This is a genomic window from Rhodococcoides navarretei (assembly GCF_038069675.1).
GTDB lineage: Bacteria > Actinomycetota > Actinomycetes > Mycobacteriales > Mycobacteriaceae > Rhodococcoides > Rhodococcoides navarretei.
The window spans coordinates 4,164,448-4,180,937 of record NZ_JBBPCN010000001.1 but is presented as its reverse complement, the minus strand read 5'-3'; the positions used below and the strand labels follow the sequence as shown (position 1 = coordinate 4,180,937).

The 16,490-nt window shown below is 65.0% G+C and carries 17 protein-coding genes; 10 read left to right on the top strand and 7 right to left on the bottom strand.

The features are described from left to right. Position 1: 1 nt before the first annotated feature. Both madM and AABD04_RS19640 read left to right on the top strand, forming a co-directional pair. On the top strand, positions 2-766 hold the full coding sequence (gene madM, locus AABD04_RS19645; RefSeq protein ID WP_341442207.1) for a malonate transporter subunit MadM: 765 nt from the start codon (positions 2-4) through the stop codon (positions 764-766). 80 nt (positions 767-846) lie between these two features. Continuing rightward, positions 847-2,025 (top strand): acyl-CoA dehydrogenase family protein, encoded by a 1,179-nt coding sequence (locus AABD04_RS19640; protein WP_341442206.1) that lies wholly within the window; start codon positions 847-849, stop codon positions 2,023-2,025. A gap of 21 nt (positions 2,026-2,046) precedes the next feature. Here AABD04_RS19640 and AABD04_RS19635 read toward each other — a convergent pair whose 3' ends face one another. The 4 genes from AABD04_RS19635 to AABD04_RS19620 all read right to left on the bottom strand — a co-directional run bounded on the left by AABD04_RS19635 (position 2,047) and on the right by AABD04_RS19620 (position 6,542). Then, complete coding sequence (locus AABD04_RS19635; protein WP_341442205.1) at positions 2,047-3,552, bottom strand: protein adenylyltransferase SelO; 1,506 nt, start codon at positions 3,550-3,552, stop codon at positions 2,047-2,049. A 61-nt stretch (positions 3,553-3,613) separates the two neighbouring features. Continuing rightward, positions 3,614-4,435, bottom strand: a complete 822-nt coding sequence (locus AABD04_RS19630; protein ID WP_341442204.1) for an ABC transporter ATP-binding protein — start codon at positions 4,433-4,435, stop codon at positions 3,614-3,616. Continuing rightward, positions 4,432-5,430, bottom strand: coding sequence for a FecCD family ABC transporter permease (locus AABD04_RS19625; RefSeq protein WP_243608738.1), 999 nt, complete (start codon positions 5,428-5,430; stop codon positions 4,432-4,434). The genes AABD04_RS19630 and AABD04_RS19625 overlap by 4 nt, the downstream gene beginning before the upstream one ends. Before the next feature lie 65 nt (positions 5,431-5,495). Next, entirely contained in the window at positions 5,496-6,542 is a 1,047-nt protein-coding gene (locus AABD04_RS19620; RefSeq protein WP_341442203.1) for an ABC transporter substrate-binding protein, read from the bottom strand. Positions 6,543-6,707: 165 nt separating this feature from the next. On the opposite strand from AABD04_RS19620, the gene AABD04_RS19615 reads away from it, so the two are divergent. The 3 genes from AABD04_RS19615 (at position 6,708) to AABD04_RS19605 (ending at position 9,658) form a co-directional block, all read left to right on the top strand. After that, on the top strand, positions 6,708-7,127 hold the full coding sequence (locus AABD04_RS19615; protein ID WP_341442202.1) for a nitroreductase/quinone reductase family protein: 420 nt from the start codon (positions 6,708-6,710) through the stop codon (positions 7,125-7,127). 99 nt (positions 7,128-7,226) lie between these two features. After that, positions 7,227-8,339, top strand: a complete 1,113-nt coding sequence (locus AABD04_RS19610; protein ID WP_341442201.1) for a GGDEF domain-containing protein — start codon at positions 7,227-7,229, stop codon at positions 8,337-8,339. Between the two features lie 437 nt (positions 8,340-8,776). Beyond that, complete coding sequence (locus AABD04_RS19605) at positions 8,777-9,658, top strand: alpha/beta hydrolase (protein WP_341442200.1); 882 nt, start codon at positions 8,777-8,779, stop codon at positions 9,656-9,658. An 8-nt stretch (positions 9,659-9,666) separates the two neighbouring features. On the opposite strand, the gene AABD04_RS19600 is transcribed toward AABD04_RS19605, so the two are convergent. Beyond that, positions 9,667-10,281, bottom strand: a complete 615-nt coding sequence (locus tag AABD04_RS19600; RefSeq protein WP_341442199.1) for an NAD(P)H-dependent oxidoreductase — start codon at positions 10,279-10,281, stop codon at positions 9,667-9,669. Between the two features lie 79 nt (positions 10,282-10,360). On the opposite strand from AABD04_RS19600, the gene AABD04_RS19595 reads away from it, so the two are divergent. Further along, a complete protein-coding gene (locus AABD04_RS19595) occupies positions 10,361-10,936 on the top strand; it encodes a TetR/AcrR family transcriptional regulator (RefSeq protein ID WP_243597387.1) in 576 nt (191 codons plus the stop codon). 50 nt (positions 10,937-10,986) lie between these two features. On the opposite strand, the gene AABD04_RS19590 is transcribed toward AABD04_RS19595, so the two are convergent. Continuing rightward, positions 10,987-11,247: a hypothetical protein gene (locus tag AABD04_RS19590; RefSeq protein ID WP_341442198.1), complete on the bottom strand. Its 261-nt coding sequence runs from the start codon at positions 11,245-11,247 to the stop codon at positions 10,987-10,989. 150 nt (positions 11,248-11,397) lie between these two features. Between AABD04_RS19590 and AABD04_RS19585 the strand changes: the two genes are divergently transcribed. The 4 genes from AABD04_RS19585 (at position 11,398) to AABD04_RS19570 (ending at position 15,346) form a co-directional block, all read left to right on the top strand. Next, on the top strand, positions 11,398-11,928 hold the full coding sequence (locus AABD04_RS19585) for a hypothetical protein (RefSeq protein WP_341442197.1): 531 nt from the start codon (positions 11,398-11,400) through the stop codon (positions 11,926-11,928). Between the two features lie 181 nt (positions 11,929-12,109). Then, positions 12,110-13,582 carry a PepSY-associated TM helix domain-containing protein gene (locus tag AABD04_RS19580; protein ID WP_341442196.1) on the top strand — a complete coding sequence of 491 codons (1,473 nt, stop codon included), beginning with the start codon at positions 12,110-12,112 and terminating at the stop codon, positions 13,580-13,582. After that, positions 13,579-14,133, top strand: coding sequence for a copper chaperone PCu(A)C (locus AABD04_RS19575; RefSeq protein ID WP_341442195.1), 555 nt, complete (start codon positions 13,579-13,581; stop codon positions 14,131-14,133). Before AABD04_RS19580 ends, AABD04_RS19575 begins: the two co-directional genes overlap by 4 nt. Continuing rightward, positions 14,126-15,346, top strand: a complete 1,221-nt coding sequence (locus tag AABD04_RS19570) for a Dyp-type peroxidase (RefSeq protein WP_341442194.1) — start codon at positions 14,126-14,128, stop codon at positions 15,344-15,346. Before AABD04_RS19575 ends, AABD04_RS19570 begins: the two co-directional genes overlap by 8 nt. Here AABD04_RS19570 and AABD04_RS19565 read toward each other — a convergent pair whose 3' ends face one another. After that, a complete protein-coding gene (locus tag AABD04_RS19565; RefSeq protein ID WP_341442193.1) occupies positions 15,347-16,468 on the bottom strand; it encodes a TIGR03364 family FAD-dependent oxidoreductase in 1,122 nt (373 codons plus the stop codon). It lies immediately after the preceding gene. Between the last annotated feature and the right edge of the window lie 22 nt (positions 16,469-16,490).

The window sequence follows — 16,490 nt, the reverse complement described above, 5'->3', positions numbered from 1 at the left end:
TATGGAAACGATCAGTTCAGCTCTGCAGAAGAACGACCTGCTGGTGGCCTTCGTGGTGGTCGGGGCGTTGATGCTGCTGTCAGGATGGCTGTCCAAGAATCTGACCCGGGGCAGGCTTCACGGCTCGGCCATTGCCATCATCTTCGGTCTGGGACTGGCCTACTGGGGCGGTGTGGCCACCGGAGGTACGCACGGATTGGCGGACTTCGCAGTCCTGTCGGGACTGGCGCTGATGGGCGGTTCCATGCTGCGTGACTTCGCGATCGTGTCCACCGCATTCGGCGTCGATCTCAAGGAGATCAAGCGATCCGGAATTACCGGCGTATTGGCAATCCTGCTGGGCGTCGTGGTGTCCTTCATCGTCGGTGCTGCCGTCGCCTGGGCATTCGGCTACAGAGACGCCGAGTCGCTGGCGACCATCGGTGCCGGAGCCGCGACCTACATCGTCGGTCCGGTGACCGGAACAGCCGTGGGAGCCAGCTCCGAGGTGATTGCGCTGTCGGTGGCCGCCGGTCTGGTGAAGTCGGTCGTGGTCATGGTGGGAACTCCGATGATCGCCAAGGTGATCGGGCTGAACAACCCGAAGTCGGCAATGGCCTTCGGCGGGTTGATGGGCACGACGTCCGGGGTGGCCGGCGGCCTGGCGGCCACCGACAAGCGCCTGGTTCCGTACGGCGCGATGACGGCGACCTTCTACACCGGGATCGGATGCCTGCTCGGGCCGTCCCTGTTCTACGTGGCGATCAGGGCAATCGTCGGCGGGTGAGGTGAGGTTGTCTGCCACCCACAGGCACTTGGCTCACGAAGATGTGCGCGGCGACGGTCTCGATGCCGGATAGTTGTCCCATGGACTCGCTGAACCCCGATGTACCCGACGACGTCTTCGCGGACGTGCTGAAGCAGATCTCGCATTTCGTTCGGTCACGGGTGGTTCCGCGTGAACTCGAGATCATGAACAGCGATTCGATCCCCGAAGATCTGCGGACCCAGGCTGCGGAGATGGGGCTGTTCGGCTACGCGCTTCCGCAGGAGTGGGGTGGTCTGGGCCTGAATCTGATGCAGGACGTCGAGTTCGCGATGGAGCTCGGCTACACCTCGCTGGCGTTGCGATCGATGTTCGGCACCAACAACGGGATCGCCGGGCAGGTGCTCGTCGGATTCGGCACCGAGGAACAGAAGGCGACATGGTTGCCGGGCATGGCAGCCGGCGACATCGTTGCCTCCTTCGCGCTGACCGAGGACGGGGCCGGATCCAATCCGGCGGGCTTGAAGACCACTGCGAAGGTCGAGGGCACCGGGTGGATCATCAACGGCAGCAAGCGATACATCACCAATGCGCCGATCGCGAACATGTTCGTCGTCTTCGCGAAACTCGATCCGAAACCGCAGAGCGGCAACGGGATCGCGGTATTTCTGGTTCCCGCTGACACGGCCGGAATCGAGGTCGGTGCCAAGGACGCGAAGATGGGGCAGCAGGGCTCCGGTACGGCCGATGTGACATTCACCGACGTGCGGATCGAGGCCGACGCGTTGGTGGGCGGTACCGGCGATATCGGGTACAAAGCGGCGATGACGTCACTGGCACGCGGGCGAGTACACATCGCCGCGCTTGCCGTCGGCCAGGCGCAGCGCGCATTGGACGAATCGGTGTCGTATGCCGCAGCGTCGACTCAAGGCGGCGAGCCGATCGGAAACTTCCAGCTGGTGCAGGCCATGATCGCTGATCAGCAGGTCGGTGTGATGGCGGGCCGGGCGATGGTTCGTGAGGCGGCTCGGGCATGGGTGCAGAACACCGATCGGCGCATCGCTCCGTCTGCCGTGAAGCTGTTCTGCACCGAGATGGTCGGCAAGGTCGCCGATCTCGCCGTCCAGATCCACGGCGGCGCCGGCTACATGCGGGAGGTGCCGGTCGAACGCATCTATCGGGACGTGCGACTGCTCCGACTGTACGAGGGCACCAGCGAGATCCAGCGATTGATTGTGGGTGGCGGCCTCGTCCGGGCCGAACAGAAACGCAACCGGTGAGAGCGGCACACGAGGAGCCGGTCAGGTACCGCAGAACGTCTGAAACCCGGCACTGAAGTTCTCGGGCGCAGGCAGGGCGTAGTCCGACCGGTCGTCGCGTCGATCGAACGGTGACGTGACGGCCTCGAGTAGGCGCTCGAAGGGTCCGAGATCGCCGTTCGTCGCAGCCTGGAGAGCGGCGTCGACCAGATGGTTCCGAGGAATGTAAGCCGGGTTGACGCGGTCCATGGCGTCGGCGACCGAGGAGAACTCCTCTCCGCGAACAGCGACCGCAGCACGCCAACGCGCGAGCCAACTGCCGGATGCATCGGGTGGGACGAGTGAATCGAACGGTGCCGAGTTCCCGCGTAGGTTCTCGGCGAGGGCGCGGAAGGTGAGGGTCCAGTCGGCGCGGTGGTCCGTGAGCAACCGGTGCAGGTCGTCGACGAGCTCCGCGTCCACGGCGTCGTCTCCCAGGCCGAGTTTGGCCGCCATCGCGGCGGAGTAGTGCTGTCGGTAGCGATCCCCGTACGTGTCCAGGACCGCGGTCAGGGCGGAGATGGCGTCGTTCGGCTCCGAATTGACCAGCGGCAGTAGTGTTTCGCCGAATCGCGCCAAGTTCCAGCCGAGAACGGCGGGTTGGTTGCCGTAGGCGTAACGTCCGCCGTGGTCGATGGAGCTGAACACCGTGGCGGGGTCATAGGCGTCCAGAAAGGCACACGGCCCGTAGTCGATGGTCTCGCCGGAGATGGTCGTGTTGTCGGTGTTCATGACGCCGTGAACGAATCCGACCGACATCCATCGCGCGACCAGGGACGCCTGGGCATCGACGACGGCCTCGAAGAATGCGAGGTAGCGGTCCTCGGGCGGAAGCTCGACGAATGCCGGGTAGTGCCGGGCGATCGCGTAGTCCGCGAGGGGCTGCGCGAGTCCTTCCCGCCGAGCAGCGAACTCGAAGGTTCCCACCCGGAGATGGCTGGACGCGACCCTGGCGAGCACCGCGCCGGGTTGCGGACCTCCTTCTCGCACCACCTGCTCCCCGGTCGTCACGACAGCGAGTGACCGGGTGGTGGGGATGTGCAGAGCATGCATCGCCTCGCTGATCAGGTACTCGCGCAGCATGGCAGCCACCACCGCACGCCCGTCACCACCGCGCGAAAACGGTGTTGCGCCGGACCCTTTGAGATGCAGATCGACCAGGCGGCCCCGATCATCGCGAAGTTCGCCGAGCAGCAGCGCTCGGCCGTCGCCCAGCAGCGGCTGGAAGCCGCCGAACTGATGACCCGCATAGGCCATCGCCACGGTGGCGGTGTCGGCCGGTGGAATGGACCCGGACAGCACGCCTGCCCCCTCGGCGGTGGCCAAGGATTCCGGATCGAGCGCGAGTGACCGGGCCAGTCCGTCGTTGAGGATCAACACGCGAGGATCCGGTGCGTGGGTGCCCTGCCACGGCACGGTGACACCGGGAACCTGGTCGGCCAGGGTCGACTCGAACCCGAATGCGGGCAGGCTCGTGGTCGACACGCCCGGGCTGGTGGATTCGCTCATGGTTCAGGGGTACCACGAATCGTGGCACCCAATCCCCTGGGGCTCTGCAGTCCGATGCCGATCAGGGGCGAGATGCTGCCGTCACGCTGGTGTTCTGCTTACCCGTGACGGTCTCGTACCCGGCCGCTGCATCGAAACGGATGTGCACCCGTCCGTCGTCGCCGTCCACGGACACTCGCGCCCGCACTCGATACACCTCGGCGATGAGGTCTTCGGTCAGCACGTCCGCAGGTGTGCCGCCTGCGACGACCTTTCCGTCCTGGAGCACCAACACCTCGTCGCAGAACATCGCGGCCAGGTTCAGGTCGTGCAGCGCGACGATGCTGGTGATGGGCAGACGAGCGACGAGGGCCAGCAATTCGAGCTGGTGATGGATGTCGAGGTGATTGGTCGGCTCGTCCAGCAGCATCTCGCGGGGCTGCTGAGCGAGTGCGCGTGCGATGTGCGCCCGCTGCTGCTCACCGCCGGAGAGCGTGCGCCACAATCGATCCGCTTTGTCGGTGAGTCCGGTCTGCGCGAGCGCATCGTCCACTGCGTCGTCGTCCAGGTCGCTTCCACCGAACGCCCCGCGATGCGGGATACGTCCGAGACGCACGACATCGCCGACTGTCACGTCGACGTCGGTGTGCGCGTGCTGTCCGACGACCGCGACGGCGCGGGCGATGTGTTTGCGTTTGAGCGAACCGAGTTCTGCGCCGTCCAGTTCGACGACACCGGCGGTGGGTGACGCGGCTCCGGCCAGCAGATGCAGCAACGAGGACTTGCCGGAACCGTTGGGCCCCAACAATCCCACCGTGCTGCCGCGCGTGGGGTGCAGCGTCACTCCGTCGACCACCAGAGCCCCGCCGCGTTTCCACGAGACGTTCGACGCGTGCAGGGTCATCGAATTCCCCTCTTACGAGCCATGATTGCGATGAAGGCGGGAACGCCGACCAGTGCGGTGCCGACACCCACCGGCAGTGGGGTAGGGGCGAACGCGACGCGGGAGACGGCGTCGACCCACACCATGAAGATCGCGCCGATGATGGCAGTGGTGGGCACGAGGCGGCTGTGGTTCGGTCCCACCAACAGTCGCGCTGCGTGCGGAAGAATGAGGCCGACGAATCCGATGGCACCGGCCACACTGACCAATGTCGCGGTGATCAGGGCGGTTCCGACCAGAAGTGCCAGGCGTACCTTCTTGACGTCGAAGCCCAGCGAGGACGCCACCGAGTTGCCGAACGCGAACGCGTCGAGCACGTACGCGTAGTAGCAACACACCACCGCGCCGATGCCCGCCACCGTCACGCATAGCACGACGTCGTTCCAACGCACTCCCTCGAACGATCCGAGAAGCCAGAACATCACGCCGCGGGTCTCGTCGGAATCCGCGAACGCGAAGATCACGAACGAGGTGAGCGCAGAGAACAATTGGGTGGTTGCGACACCGGCAAGAATGACGCGGTCGTTTCCGCTACCGGACATGCGGGCGAGAAAGAGCACCAGAGCGAACGCGACGAGCGCGCCGATGAACGCACCGCCGGACAGTCCGAGTGCGGCACCGCCGACACCGAGAACGCCGACCACGACGGCTCCCGTCGACGCGCCCGAGGACACCCCGAGCACGAACGGATCAGCCAGCGGATTGCGCAGAAGCGACTGCATGATGACGCCGCAGATACCGAGCCCGACGCCGCTGGCGGCGGCGACCAGCGCGCGGGGCAGCCGTTCCTCCCAGACGATCGCATTCTTGGACACCTTCACCGGGACGTCGGTGATGCCGAGATGATTGAGCACCACATCGCGGACGTTGACCAGTGAGATGTTCGCCGGCCCGAGCGTGATGGCGACGAGAATCGACACCACACACAGCACGACACCGCCCAGCAGGGCCAACACCCAACGCCACAGGTGGCGGGAGGTCTGCGAGCGCTGGACGGTGGGTCGCGGGGCGACGGTCGCGGTCAGGACGACAGTCCCAGTTCGCGCAGTCCGGCGGACACCTTTTCGACGCCGTCGACGGCCCGGATCGACGGGTTCATCTCCGCGCCGTGCAGTGAGATGTAGCGCTTGTCACGAACGGCGGCCATCGTGCTGGTGACGGGGTCGGACTCGAGGAATGCGATCTTGTCGGCGAGCAGGTCACCGGGAAAACGGTTGCGCGCCAGGTCGCCCAGTACGAGAACGGTCGGATCCCGATCCACCATGGTCTCCCAACCGACGGCGGGCCAATCGTCGACGGTATCGGCGAAGACATTCGTCATCCCTGCCGTTCTGGCGAGCAGATCGGCCGAGCCGAGTCCGCCTGCGATGTACGGGCTCTTGGTGTCCGCAAACCAGAATGCCACGGAGACATCCGAATTCGCTGTGGTCGCGGTGGCGTCGGCCATGCGGGTCTTCAGTTCGTCGACGAACTCGGCACCGCGCTCGTTGACGTCGAAGATCGCCGCGAGTTCGGTGATCTCCTGGTACAGCGACTCCATGGTGAGCGGCGTCGTTCGGGTGTTGCCCCCGTTGACGCTGCGGCCGGCGTCGCAGTCGGTCGGTGAAAGATACGTGGCGGCACCGGTTTCGGTGAAGCGCGAACGCTGCGCGACGCCACCCTGCTCGAAGTGTCGTCCGAACGACGCGGTGACGAGGTCGGGCTCGGTGTCGACGACGACCTCGTAGGTCGGGGCGTTGTCTGCCAACCGGGGAACCGATGCGTTCGCGTCGGCGAGGTTCTCGCGGACCGGATCGGTCCACGACGCGGTGCCCATCATCCGGTCCTGCACGCCGAGTGAGAGAAGAATTTCGGTGGAGTTCTGATCGAGCGAGACCACTCGCTGCGGGGCAGAGGTGAAGGTGACCGACTCTCCGCAGTTCTCGATCGTCAGCGGATACGAGGTTCCGCCATCGGTGGCCGCCGCGGCCACGTCGGGTACCTCCTCGGACGCTCCGCACGCGACGAGCGATCCGACCAGTGCGGCCGCGACGGAGAGGGTGCCTGCGCGGCGACGAACGTTGAGCACGTGGAATGTCCTTCGGGTTCACACAGCAACGAGCCGCCGGGTTTCACCCGACGGCGCAGCGCGCCCGAGGCGCGCATGAGCACAGGCTAACCTTTGGCCTTCGTGGAGGGAAATCGTCCCGAGGGTTCGACTCCGAACCGGCGTGATGCGCGGCATACTCGACGCATGACCGACTTCAACCAGGCGATCATCGACGAATTTCGGAAGAACGGCGGCCACGTGGCCACGGCGGGCTTCGGTGATGCGCTCGTCGTCCTGCACTCCATCGGTGCCAAGAGCGGCGAGATTCGGTTGAACCCATTGATGGCGATCTCGGAGGACGGCAGCTGGTTGATCGTCGGATCAGCGGCCGGCTCGCCGAAACATCCCGCCTGGGTGCACAACCTCCGTGCACACCCTGCCATCGACATCGAGGTTCCCGGCGACGGGGACGTTCGAACCATCTCGGTGACCGTGTCGGAAATCCCCGACGACGAGTGGGACGCGAACTGGCAGAAATTCTTGGACGCGTCCGAGGGGTTCGCGAAGTACGTCGAGACAGCCGAAGGGCGACGATTCCCGATCTTCCGTCTCACTCCCGCCTGACTCGGCGAAGGCATTACATCGTTCCGGTTTCCGCGAGCCTCGCGTCCCCTGGCAGACTGATCCCGTCGCCACGGGACTCGGGGTCGGCTCGGTGCACGAGTGTCGAGTCGTGGTGACGTCACCCTCGTACCCGAAGGCCACATCCACATGCATCTGCTTCGACGATGGTGGTCGTTTCCCGCCGATTTCGCCTGGTCGGCCGCCTACCATCGGATGAGCCCGCTGCTGAGCCACGTACACGTCGCGGTGGGCATCTGGTGCTGGTTCTTCGCGGTACTCTGCGTCGCCGCTGCTCATACTCCTGCTGGCTTCGACTCCGGTTCTGCCGAGAAAGCCGGCTATGCGATCGCAGCGGCGAACACGCTGGTCGGACTGGCGTGGGTCCGCGGACCGTTTCCTACCGAGACGATGTCCAGGTTGTTCGTCGTCTACATCGAGGTCACGATCGCGGCCCTGCTGTTCCTGCTGGCCGATCCGTTCGTTGCGCTGCCCGGAGCAGCGGCCCTCGGGATCATCGGCAGCTACATCGCGGTTTTTCACAGTCCGAAGATGTTCGTGGGTCATCAGACCTGGTCCGTCGCGGTAACCGGAGCACTGTTGTTCAGGGCTGTCATGGAGCCTGCGGCCGATGTGGTGCTGGCGTACGCCTATCTGATTCTTCTGACCCTGATCCTGTTCTCTGCGCCGATACTGACCCAGTCACTTCTGTTGTTGTTGCGCAGCGATGCGGCCACTGCCTTCTACGATCCGCTGACCGGGCTGAGGAACAGACGAGGATTGGACGCGGCGATCACTCAGCGAGGCAACGACCCGGACGAGCACGGCAGCACAGCGGCTGTGCTCGTTGTCGATCTGGATGGGTTCAAGCTCGTGAACGACCGGTTCGGGCACGCACACGGTGACGTCGTACTTCGAGTGACGGCCGAGGCGATCGACGCGGCATTCCCGCCGCCCGCCATCACCGCGCGTACCGGCGGCGAAGAATTTGCGATCCTCACCTACGTCGACACAGTCGCGGCGATCGAACAGGTCACCGATCTACAGACACGGCTGGCAGCAGACTCGGAGGTGGGCGTCACCGTCAGCGTCGGCGGTGCTCACCTCGAGGGCACCTCCGTTGCTCGTGACTTCCGCGGAGCCTGGAGCCGAGCGGACGTTGCGATGTACGCCGCGAAGCGGGCGGGCGGAAACTCGGTGTCGTTCGACGTGTGAGCGTTCGAGGAGTCAGTTCTCGAAAGTCCATGTCATCGTAAGGCCCCGAGTCGATCGCGATAATCGTGAATTCGCGGGTTTCGGATGTCGGGTCAGGACTTCTGGACCTGAAGGTGCCGAACGGCTCGTGTTGGGGCACAATGCTCCTCGAACGGCACAACTCGACGGCGGGGTCGACGTGTCCGCAACCTGGTAGCGAGCCTCCTATGTCTTTCGTGAATGGCACGGGCGCATCGAGGAACGCGACGCGACCGCACGGTCCGCGCTCTGTTCTGCAGTTGCCGTTCTCGAAAGCCCGCTTGTTCCAGTGCTGTTGGATCTGAGTTCCGGAATTGTCCAGGGTCGAATCGCGATCCCCCCGATCGACATCCGACGTGGAACCGATAGCGAGAAGCTACGATCGAGGTCGCCGGGGGATCGGGACCGAGGGGTGGGCGATGGGCGACGAACAGATGACGTTCACGGTGGACGGTATCGAAGTAGCCGCCGCGTTGACCTTGCCCGAGCGTGAAGACGCCGTGCCGTGCCCGGCAGTGTTCACGGCCCCGGGGTTCGCCGGAGTCAAGGAAATGCTGATACCGGATTACAGTGCAGAGCTCGCCGCCAGGGGGGTCGCTTCACTTGCCTTCGACTACCCCGGGTTCGGCGCGAGCGGCGGTGACGTACGCCAGCACATCGATCTACCTCAGCAACTGCGGTCCTTCCACGCCGCTCTCGACGTGCTGGCACGTGACCCGCGTATCGATTCCGAGCGAATTGCGGTGTGGGGAACCAGCATGTCCGGAGGGCACGCCATTGCTGTGGCCGCGGCAGACCACCGAGTGAAAGCGGTGGCCGCGATCATCCCGTTCATCCACCTCACTCCCACCAGCAATGTCGAGCTCGCGCCGGTCATCGTTCGGGACGCACTACGGCGACTGTTCCGGAGACCGGGCCTGACCATCCCGGCGGCGGGACGGCCGGGTGAGGTCGCCACGATGAACTCGGACGGAGCCTACGAATGGGCGGAAGAAATGGCGCGCGGCGCGGAGAACTACCGCAACGAGGTGACCGTCGCCTCGCTACCGGCCATGTTGCGGTGGTCGACCCGCAAGGCCGCGGCCCGTCTCACCGTCCCGGTCCTGGCAATCCTCGCCGAATCGGACACCATCACTCCGCCCTCGCGAGTGCGTAAGGCGCTCGCCGACGTCGATACCGTCGAGTACGTGTCCTATCCCGAATCGCACTTCGAGCTGTTCACCGATCATGCTGCGGCAGTGCGCACGTCGACGGTGGAGTGGTTGGTCGCACAGCTCGGGGGCGTGACTCTCGACGCGTGACGGGGCTGTCAGTGGGCCAGGACCTTCTGGCTACCGGCCACTCGGGCGGCCAGGACAGAACCCAGATCGGCGACCTCGGCAGCGAGATCCTCGCGACTCCTGGTATCGGTTTCGTGCAGGAAGGTCGTCGATCCGACTGTTGCACCGCAGTATTCGACGATTCCGCGTTCGATCTGCGTCCGGAAGGCCACGTCGATCCCGTGGCGCTCGAAGCTGTCGGCGTCGTCGCCTGCCAGGACGACCAGGTGGACGGTGAGTCGATCCAGCTTCTTGACGATGCCGTATTCGGCGGTGATGTCGTAGGCCCATCCGCTGACGAAGACCCGATCGATCCACCCCTTCAACAGGGCGGGCATGGACCACCAGTACATGGGAAAGATCAGTACCAACTGATCGGCGCGGTCGATTCTTTCTTGCTCGGCAAGCACGTCCGAGGGTGTCGTTCCTGTGCCCCGGAACAGATTCAGATCGCCGTCGGAAAATCGTGGATCGAAGCCCTCGGCGGCGAGATCGGCCGTCTCGACGGTGCCGCCTGCGGTGCGGATCGCGTCCGATACGGATCGGGCGACGTGGTGGGTCAGGGAGCCGGGGTCGGAATGGGAGACTACGACGAGTGCGGTCATGGCTGGTTCCTTCGGTGAGGTGAAACGGCTATGTACCAAGAGTAGGTTACTATTCGTATATAGCGCAAGGAGGTCTCCGATGGCTCGGACGCGACTGTCTCGCTCGGACCGATACGACCAGTTGGTCGAGGTCTCGTGGGCTCTCGTGCGAGCAGAGGGGGCGGATGCCCTCACGCTGGGACGACTCGCCGAACATGCCGGTGTGGCTAAACCGGTGGTGTACAGCCATTTCGCCTCGCGCGCCGAACTCCTGGCCGCGCTGTTCACGGAATTCGACGACCGGCAGACGGTGATGCTGGAGGAGTCCCTCGATTCCGCGGCCGCGTCGTTGGACGGGCGTGCCCGCGCCATCGCCGACTCGTACGTGGGCTGCGCGTTGGCTCAGGGGCGTGAGCTGACGGGTGTGCTTGCGGCACTGGAGGGTTCGCCCGAACTCGAACAGGTCAAACGCTCGGCGGAACGCGCGTACTCCGAACGCTGCCGGTCGATTCTCGAGCCGTACTGCCCCTCCGGTGAGATTCCGGCACCGTCGATCACCGCGATCTTCGGAGCAGCGGAAGCGTTGTCACAGGCGGCAGTATCCGGATCGCTGAAGCCCGAGGAGGCGACTGGGGAACTGGCCGAGCTGATCAGCGCGGTCGTAGGGAAGGCCTGACCCGCAGATCACTCCGCGACGAACATCGGTCTCCCGGGGGATCGGGCGTTTTAGATGGATGCTCCCGAGCCGGCATCCACGGTGGGGAATCGATTTCTCAGGGCATCCAGCTGGCGATGCAACTCGTACAGTGACTTCTTCTGCGTCTGCGCTTCGTCGCTGTGCCATACGTGACTGCGCGAATCGCCGACTCGCTGTGCCTTGCGGGCGAGTTGCTGGGACTCCTCGATTCGAGTGGACGCGGCGGCGATCTCGGTGGTCAGCATGTCGGCGAACACCCGCGCTTGAGCCGCGTCCGAATTCTCTGCCATATACGTCCACTCTCGATCCCGAGGCTCGACCGTTGATCGTTCGAGTACCGAAGATCAGGATAACCGTCCGGAAAAAGACCGTCGGATCGGCTTCCTGCGACCACGTGCCTCGAGCTACTACTCGGTGTAGTTGGTAGTAAGCTTCCGTCCATGTCTGCGCCAACGGATGGATTCGCGCCTCTGCGCGGTGCCTCCGTGGGCGGACTCTCGGCGTTGATCACCGCCTCTGCCCACACCATGGGTGGCGGGATGCCCCCGTCCGACGCCGCGATCGTGCTGTTGGCACTCGCGTGCGCTGCCGTCGGATACGCGACCGCAGTGGCACCGCGGCTCGGTGCACCTCGCGTCCAACTGCTGGTGATTCTGGCGGTAGCGCAGTCGATCGGCCACCTGCTGCTCACCGTCGTCGACGGTCACCACCACGGTTCGATGCTCACCCAGCAGATGCTCGCCGCGCACGCCGTCGCCGTCCTGGTCGGCGCACTCGCCATCCGCGGAGCCGAACACGGCATCCGGCGTGCAGTCACCTCGCTGCGCAGGGCTCTGCCTCTACTGACGGCACTCGTTGTCGACGAGAATCGCATCGCTCCGCCGCTCCCGGTGTATCGGATCCCGGGATCGACGCTCCTGCTCGACCTCTCGGGTTGTGGGAACCGAGGACCACCGGCTCGTACTGCCTGAGCACAGCCCACCGTCTCACTCGCCCTGCTCGTCAGGCGTCGGGTAGTGGGTTGTTGCCGCATTCGATCCTGTACCTCGCACTGTCGTGAATTCGCGCCGTCTACGCACGGCTCGATTCGTCGTGCGATGCCACCTCGCGCATACCTGCGCGCCCACTCATGCCTTCACGAAACGAGTCCTCGTGTCCACACCGGAAATGGAACGCGTCGCCGATCCTTCCCCGCCCACCCGCCCGACCAGTCCCCGTAGCTGGCGTCCGCTGATCCTGCGGCTGCACTTCTATGCAGGCATCCTCGTTGCGCCGTTCATCCTGATCGCCACTATCAGCGGCGGCCTCTACGCCGTTGCGCCTACCCTCGAACAACTCGTCTACCGTGATTACGTCCAGGTGGACTCGACCGGCCCAGCCGTGCCGGTCGCACAACAGATCCGGGCGGCCCAGGCCGAGCGGCCGGACCTCACCGTCGCCGCCGTCCGCCCCGCAGCCGAGGCAGGCGACACCACTCGGGTGCTGTTCACCGACCCGAGCCTCGGCGAATCCCAGCGGCTGGCCGTTTTCGTCGACCCTGCCACCGCGACGTCCGTCGGCGAACTGGCGGTCTACGGCTCGTCCAGCGCATTGCCGTTGCGTACCTGGATATCCGAGTTGCATCGGCACCTGCATCTGGGGGAGCCAGGTCGCCTCTACAGCGAACTGGCGGCCTCTTGGCTGTGGGTGATCGCGCTCGGTGGCCTCTACCTGTGGTTCGAGCGCTATCGACGCAATCGCGACAAGGCTCGATTGCTCACCTTCGATCGACAGTCGAAGGGGCGCAACCGGTCGTTGAACTGGCATGGCGTGGCTGGCATCTGGATTGCTGTCGGTCTGATCTTCCTGTCCGCCACCGGTCTGACCTGGTCCACCTACGCGGGTGAGAACGTCACCGAGCTGCGGTCGGCACTGAGCTGGACCACCCCCGCCGTCACGAAGACGATCGGTTCGTCCGACGCGGCGACGAGCGATCATTCCGGTCACGGCGGGCATTCGATGGAGATGCCGGCCGATGCGTCGACAATCGAAAACAACGTCGGGCGTATCGATTCGGTCCTCGACATTGCACAAGCCAACGCCGTCGACGGAGCAGTGGAGGCGTCGATCCCTGCGTCGGACGACACGGCGTTCGTCGTCGCCGAAACGCGTCAGCCCTGGGTGATGTCGAACAACTCCATCTCGATCGACGGCAGTACCGGCACGGTGATCGACACTCAGTACTTCTCGGACTGGCCACTGGCGGCCAAGCTGTCGGCCTGGGGTATTCAGCTGCACATGGGCACGCTTTTCGGTGTGGCCAATCAGCTTGCCCTGCTTGCTCTCGCAGTCGCCCTTGCATCGGTCATCGTGCGCGGCTACATGATGTGGTGGAAACGCCGCCCCACCAAGGCGACCGGTCTCATCGCGGGGCGGCCGCCGCTGCGTGGCGGTATTCGCCGCATCTCGCCGATCGCGGCGGTCGTACTGTCGGTGGTCGCGGTCGCTGTCGGCTGGTTCGTCCCACTCCTCGGGCTCAGCCTGGTTGCGTTCCTCGCCGTCGACATGATCCTCGGATCGGTCCGTCGAGCACGAACCAGAACAGCCAATTCCACTGCTTCCCAACATGAAAGCGAACTCGTATGAACCTGTCCCGACGTACCTCGACGCTGATGGCTGCACTGTCGGTCACCGGCCTGATTCTCACCGGATGCTCGAGCAACGAGCCGGCCGCCGCGGCGAAGGAATCCGATTCCGTCGTCGTCCGCGAGCAATGGGTCAAAGCGGCCGACTCCGGTATGACGGCGGCATTCGCCGAATTACAGAACACCGGCGACTCCGATGTGCACGTGGTCGGTGCATCGTCACCGGCATCGAGCCGAATGGAACTGCACGAGATGGCAACCGGGGCCGACGGTGCCATGATGATGCGGCCCAAGGAGGGCGGGTTCGTCATTCCGGCGGGCGGCACGCATGTGCTCGCCGCGGGCGGTGATCACTTGATGCTGATGGACGTGACATCGCCGCTGACCCCCGGAGCCGACACAGAGTTCACCCTCGAGTTCGAGGATGCGTCGTCGACGACGTTCACCGCTCAGGTCCGCGACTTCGCCGGTGCTCAGGAGAACTACGAGCCCGGCACCATGAACATGAACATGGACGGGTCGGCGACCCCTGCGCCGGCGCACGGTGGCTGAGAACGCGAACCGGTCACCGCGTTCGCTGAGCCGGCGACGCCTCCTCGGTGGAGGCGTCGCCGCGCTCGGCGTCGCGGGCGTGGGAGCCGCGACCGGTTACGGAATGACCGACCGAGCTGAGGAGACGGTCACCGGAAGCAACACGGTGCCGTGGCGCGGACTGCATCAGGCAGGAATCGATACCGTTCCGCCGCAAGCACACTCGACGTTCGTCGGGTTGAATTTGCAGGATCGTGTCGGGCGCGACGAGCTGATCGGGATCCTGAAAGTGTGGACCGAAGATATCGGGCGGCTGACTGCCGGTGCGCCCGCGCTGGCCGATACCGAAGCCGAACTGGCGCTTCGGCCCGCCCGCTTGACGGTGACCGTCGGCCTCGGCCCCGGCGTATTCGATGCGATCGGTCTGCCGGACCGGCGGCCGTCGTGGCTGGCACCGCTGCCTGCCTTCGGAATCGACCGTCTGGAACCGGGATTCACCGGCGGCGATCTGCTGCTGCAGGTGTGCTCGGACGATCCCGTCACCGTGGCACACACAGTGCGGGTACTCACCAAGAACGTTCGCTCGTTGGTGACGATCGCCTGGACACAGCGCGGATTCCGGCGGTCGCGGGGTACCGAGGAATCGGGCACCACGATGCGCAATCTGATGGGACAGGTCGACGGCACCGTCAATCCCGCAGCAGGAAGCACGGACTTCGACGGTCTGGTCTGGGATGACGGTAGCGATCAGCCCTGGATGAAACATGGAACGTCGATGGTGTTGCGGCGCATCCGAATCGAGATGGACACCTGGGACGAGCTGGATCGACCCGGCCGGGAACTGTCGGTGGGGCGAACCCTCGACACCGGTGCGCCGTTGACCGGAACCGACGAGTTCGACGAGGCCGATTTCGACGCGACCGATCGATTCGGTATTCCGGTCATCCCGCCGTCCTCCCACATTGCTCGGGCGCGGCACACTCACGACGGCGAGCGAATCTTCAGGCGCGCGTACAACTACGACGATCCACCGGATCCAGGGTCGGTCTCGAACTCCGGTCTGCTGTTCGCGAGCTATCAGCGCGATGTGCTCACCCAGTTCCTGCCGATTCAACAGCGCCTCGACGAATTCGATGCGCTGAACGAATGGACGACGCCGATCGGGTCTGCCGTGTTCGCGATACTGCCGGGAGTAGCGGAAGGTGGCTATCTAGGTCAGAGCTTGTTCGGGTGATCAGGCCCGCATCAGAGCGTTGTCCACTCCGGCCAGGGCCAGTCCCATGCTGGTGGTCATACCGATCCCGGTGGTGACGGTGACGATGTGCACGCCATGAACGGGTTCTTCGAGCAGGAACTCCGAACCCGGTGCCGAGCAATAGGTGCCCTGCCAGCGCTCGGTGACGTCGACGCGGTCGACGCCGAACAGCGCCTTCGCTTCGGTGAGCAGCACCTGGAATCCCTCCTCGCTCTGGAACGGTGATGTGGTGATCTCGCGAACGTGGGTGTCGCCCAGAAGAATCGACCCGTCCGGTTGTGGGGTGTACATCTGGTGCAGATCGAGTTCGACGTAGCCGGGATACTCGGCCTGCAGGCGAGCGGCGACGTCTGCGACGGCGGGCAGGTTCTCGAAGCCCGAGTACCGGAGCAGTGACCAGCCGGTGAACAGGGGAGAGGGGAGCGGAGCACGCAGCGGCAGGGTGGCGCGCAGCATGTGCAGTCGACACCGCATCAGTCCGCTGCGTTCGGCGCTTTCGGGAAACAGGCGATCGATGTCGTGGTTGACGGTGACGAACGTGGTGCCGGCATGCAGGTTGCCGCGCGAGGTGTGGACGACGCCCGGGGTGAACGACGTTGCCGCAGTTCGCCAGTGGAAATCCACGCCGGAACTCTCGAGCCAACGTCCGATGGCGGGGGCGGCTGCACGTGGGTCCACCTGGATGTCGAGCGGCAGATACATGCCGCCGACCACATCGGTGTCGGCAATGGGAAGTCGGTCCAGTATCGCGGTGCGGTCCAGCAGTTGTGCCTGCTCCGCACCCCGCAGTTCGGCGAACTGCTCGAGCACCGCGAACTCGTCCTCGTGCCGGGCTACGCAGTGTGTCCCCGATTCCGCAGCCCAGAAGCCTGCTGTGCGGGCGAGGTCGAGCCAGTGGCTGCGGCCGGCTCGGGCGTAGGCCAGTGCAGTATCGGATTGCGCTGTGATGCAGGCGTGTCCGAAATTCTGCACCGAGGCACCTGCGACGCGATCGGTATGATCGACGACCGCCACGGTGAGTCCACGCCGGTGAGCGTGGTAGGCGTGGGCGAGGCCGACGATGCCGGCCCCGACGACGACGACGTCGTAAGTGGATGTCATGAGCAGCGTCTTTCTCGAGAGG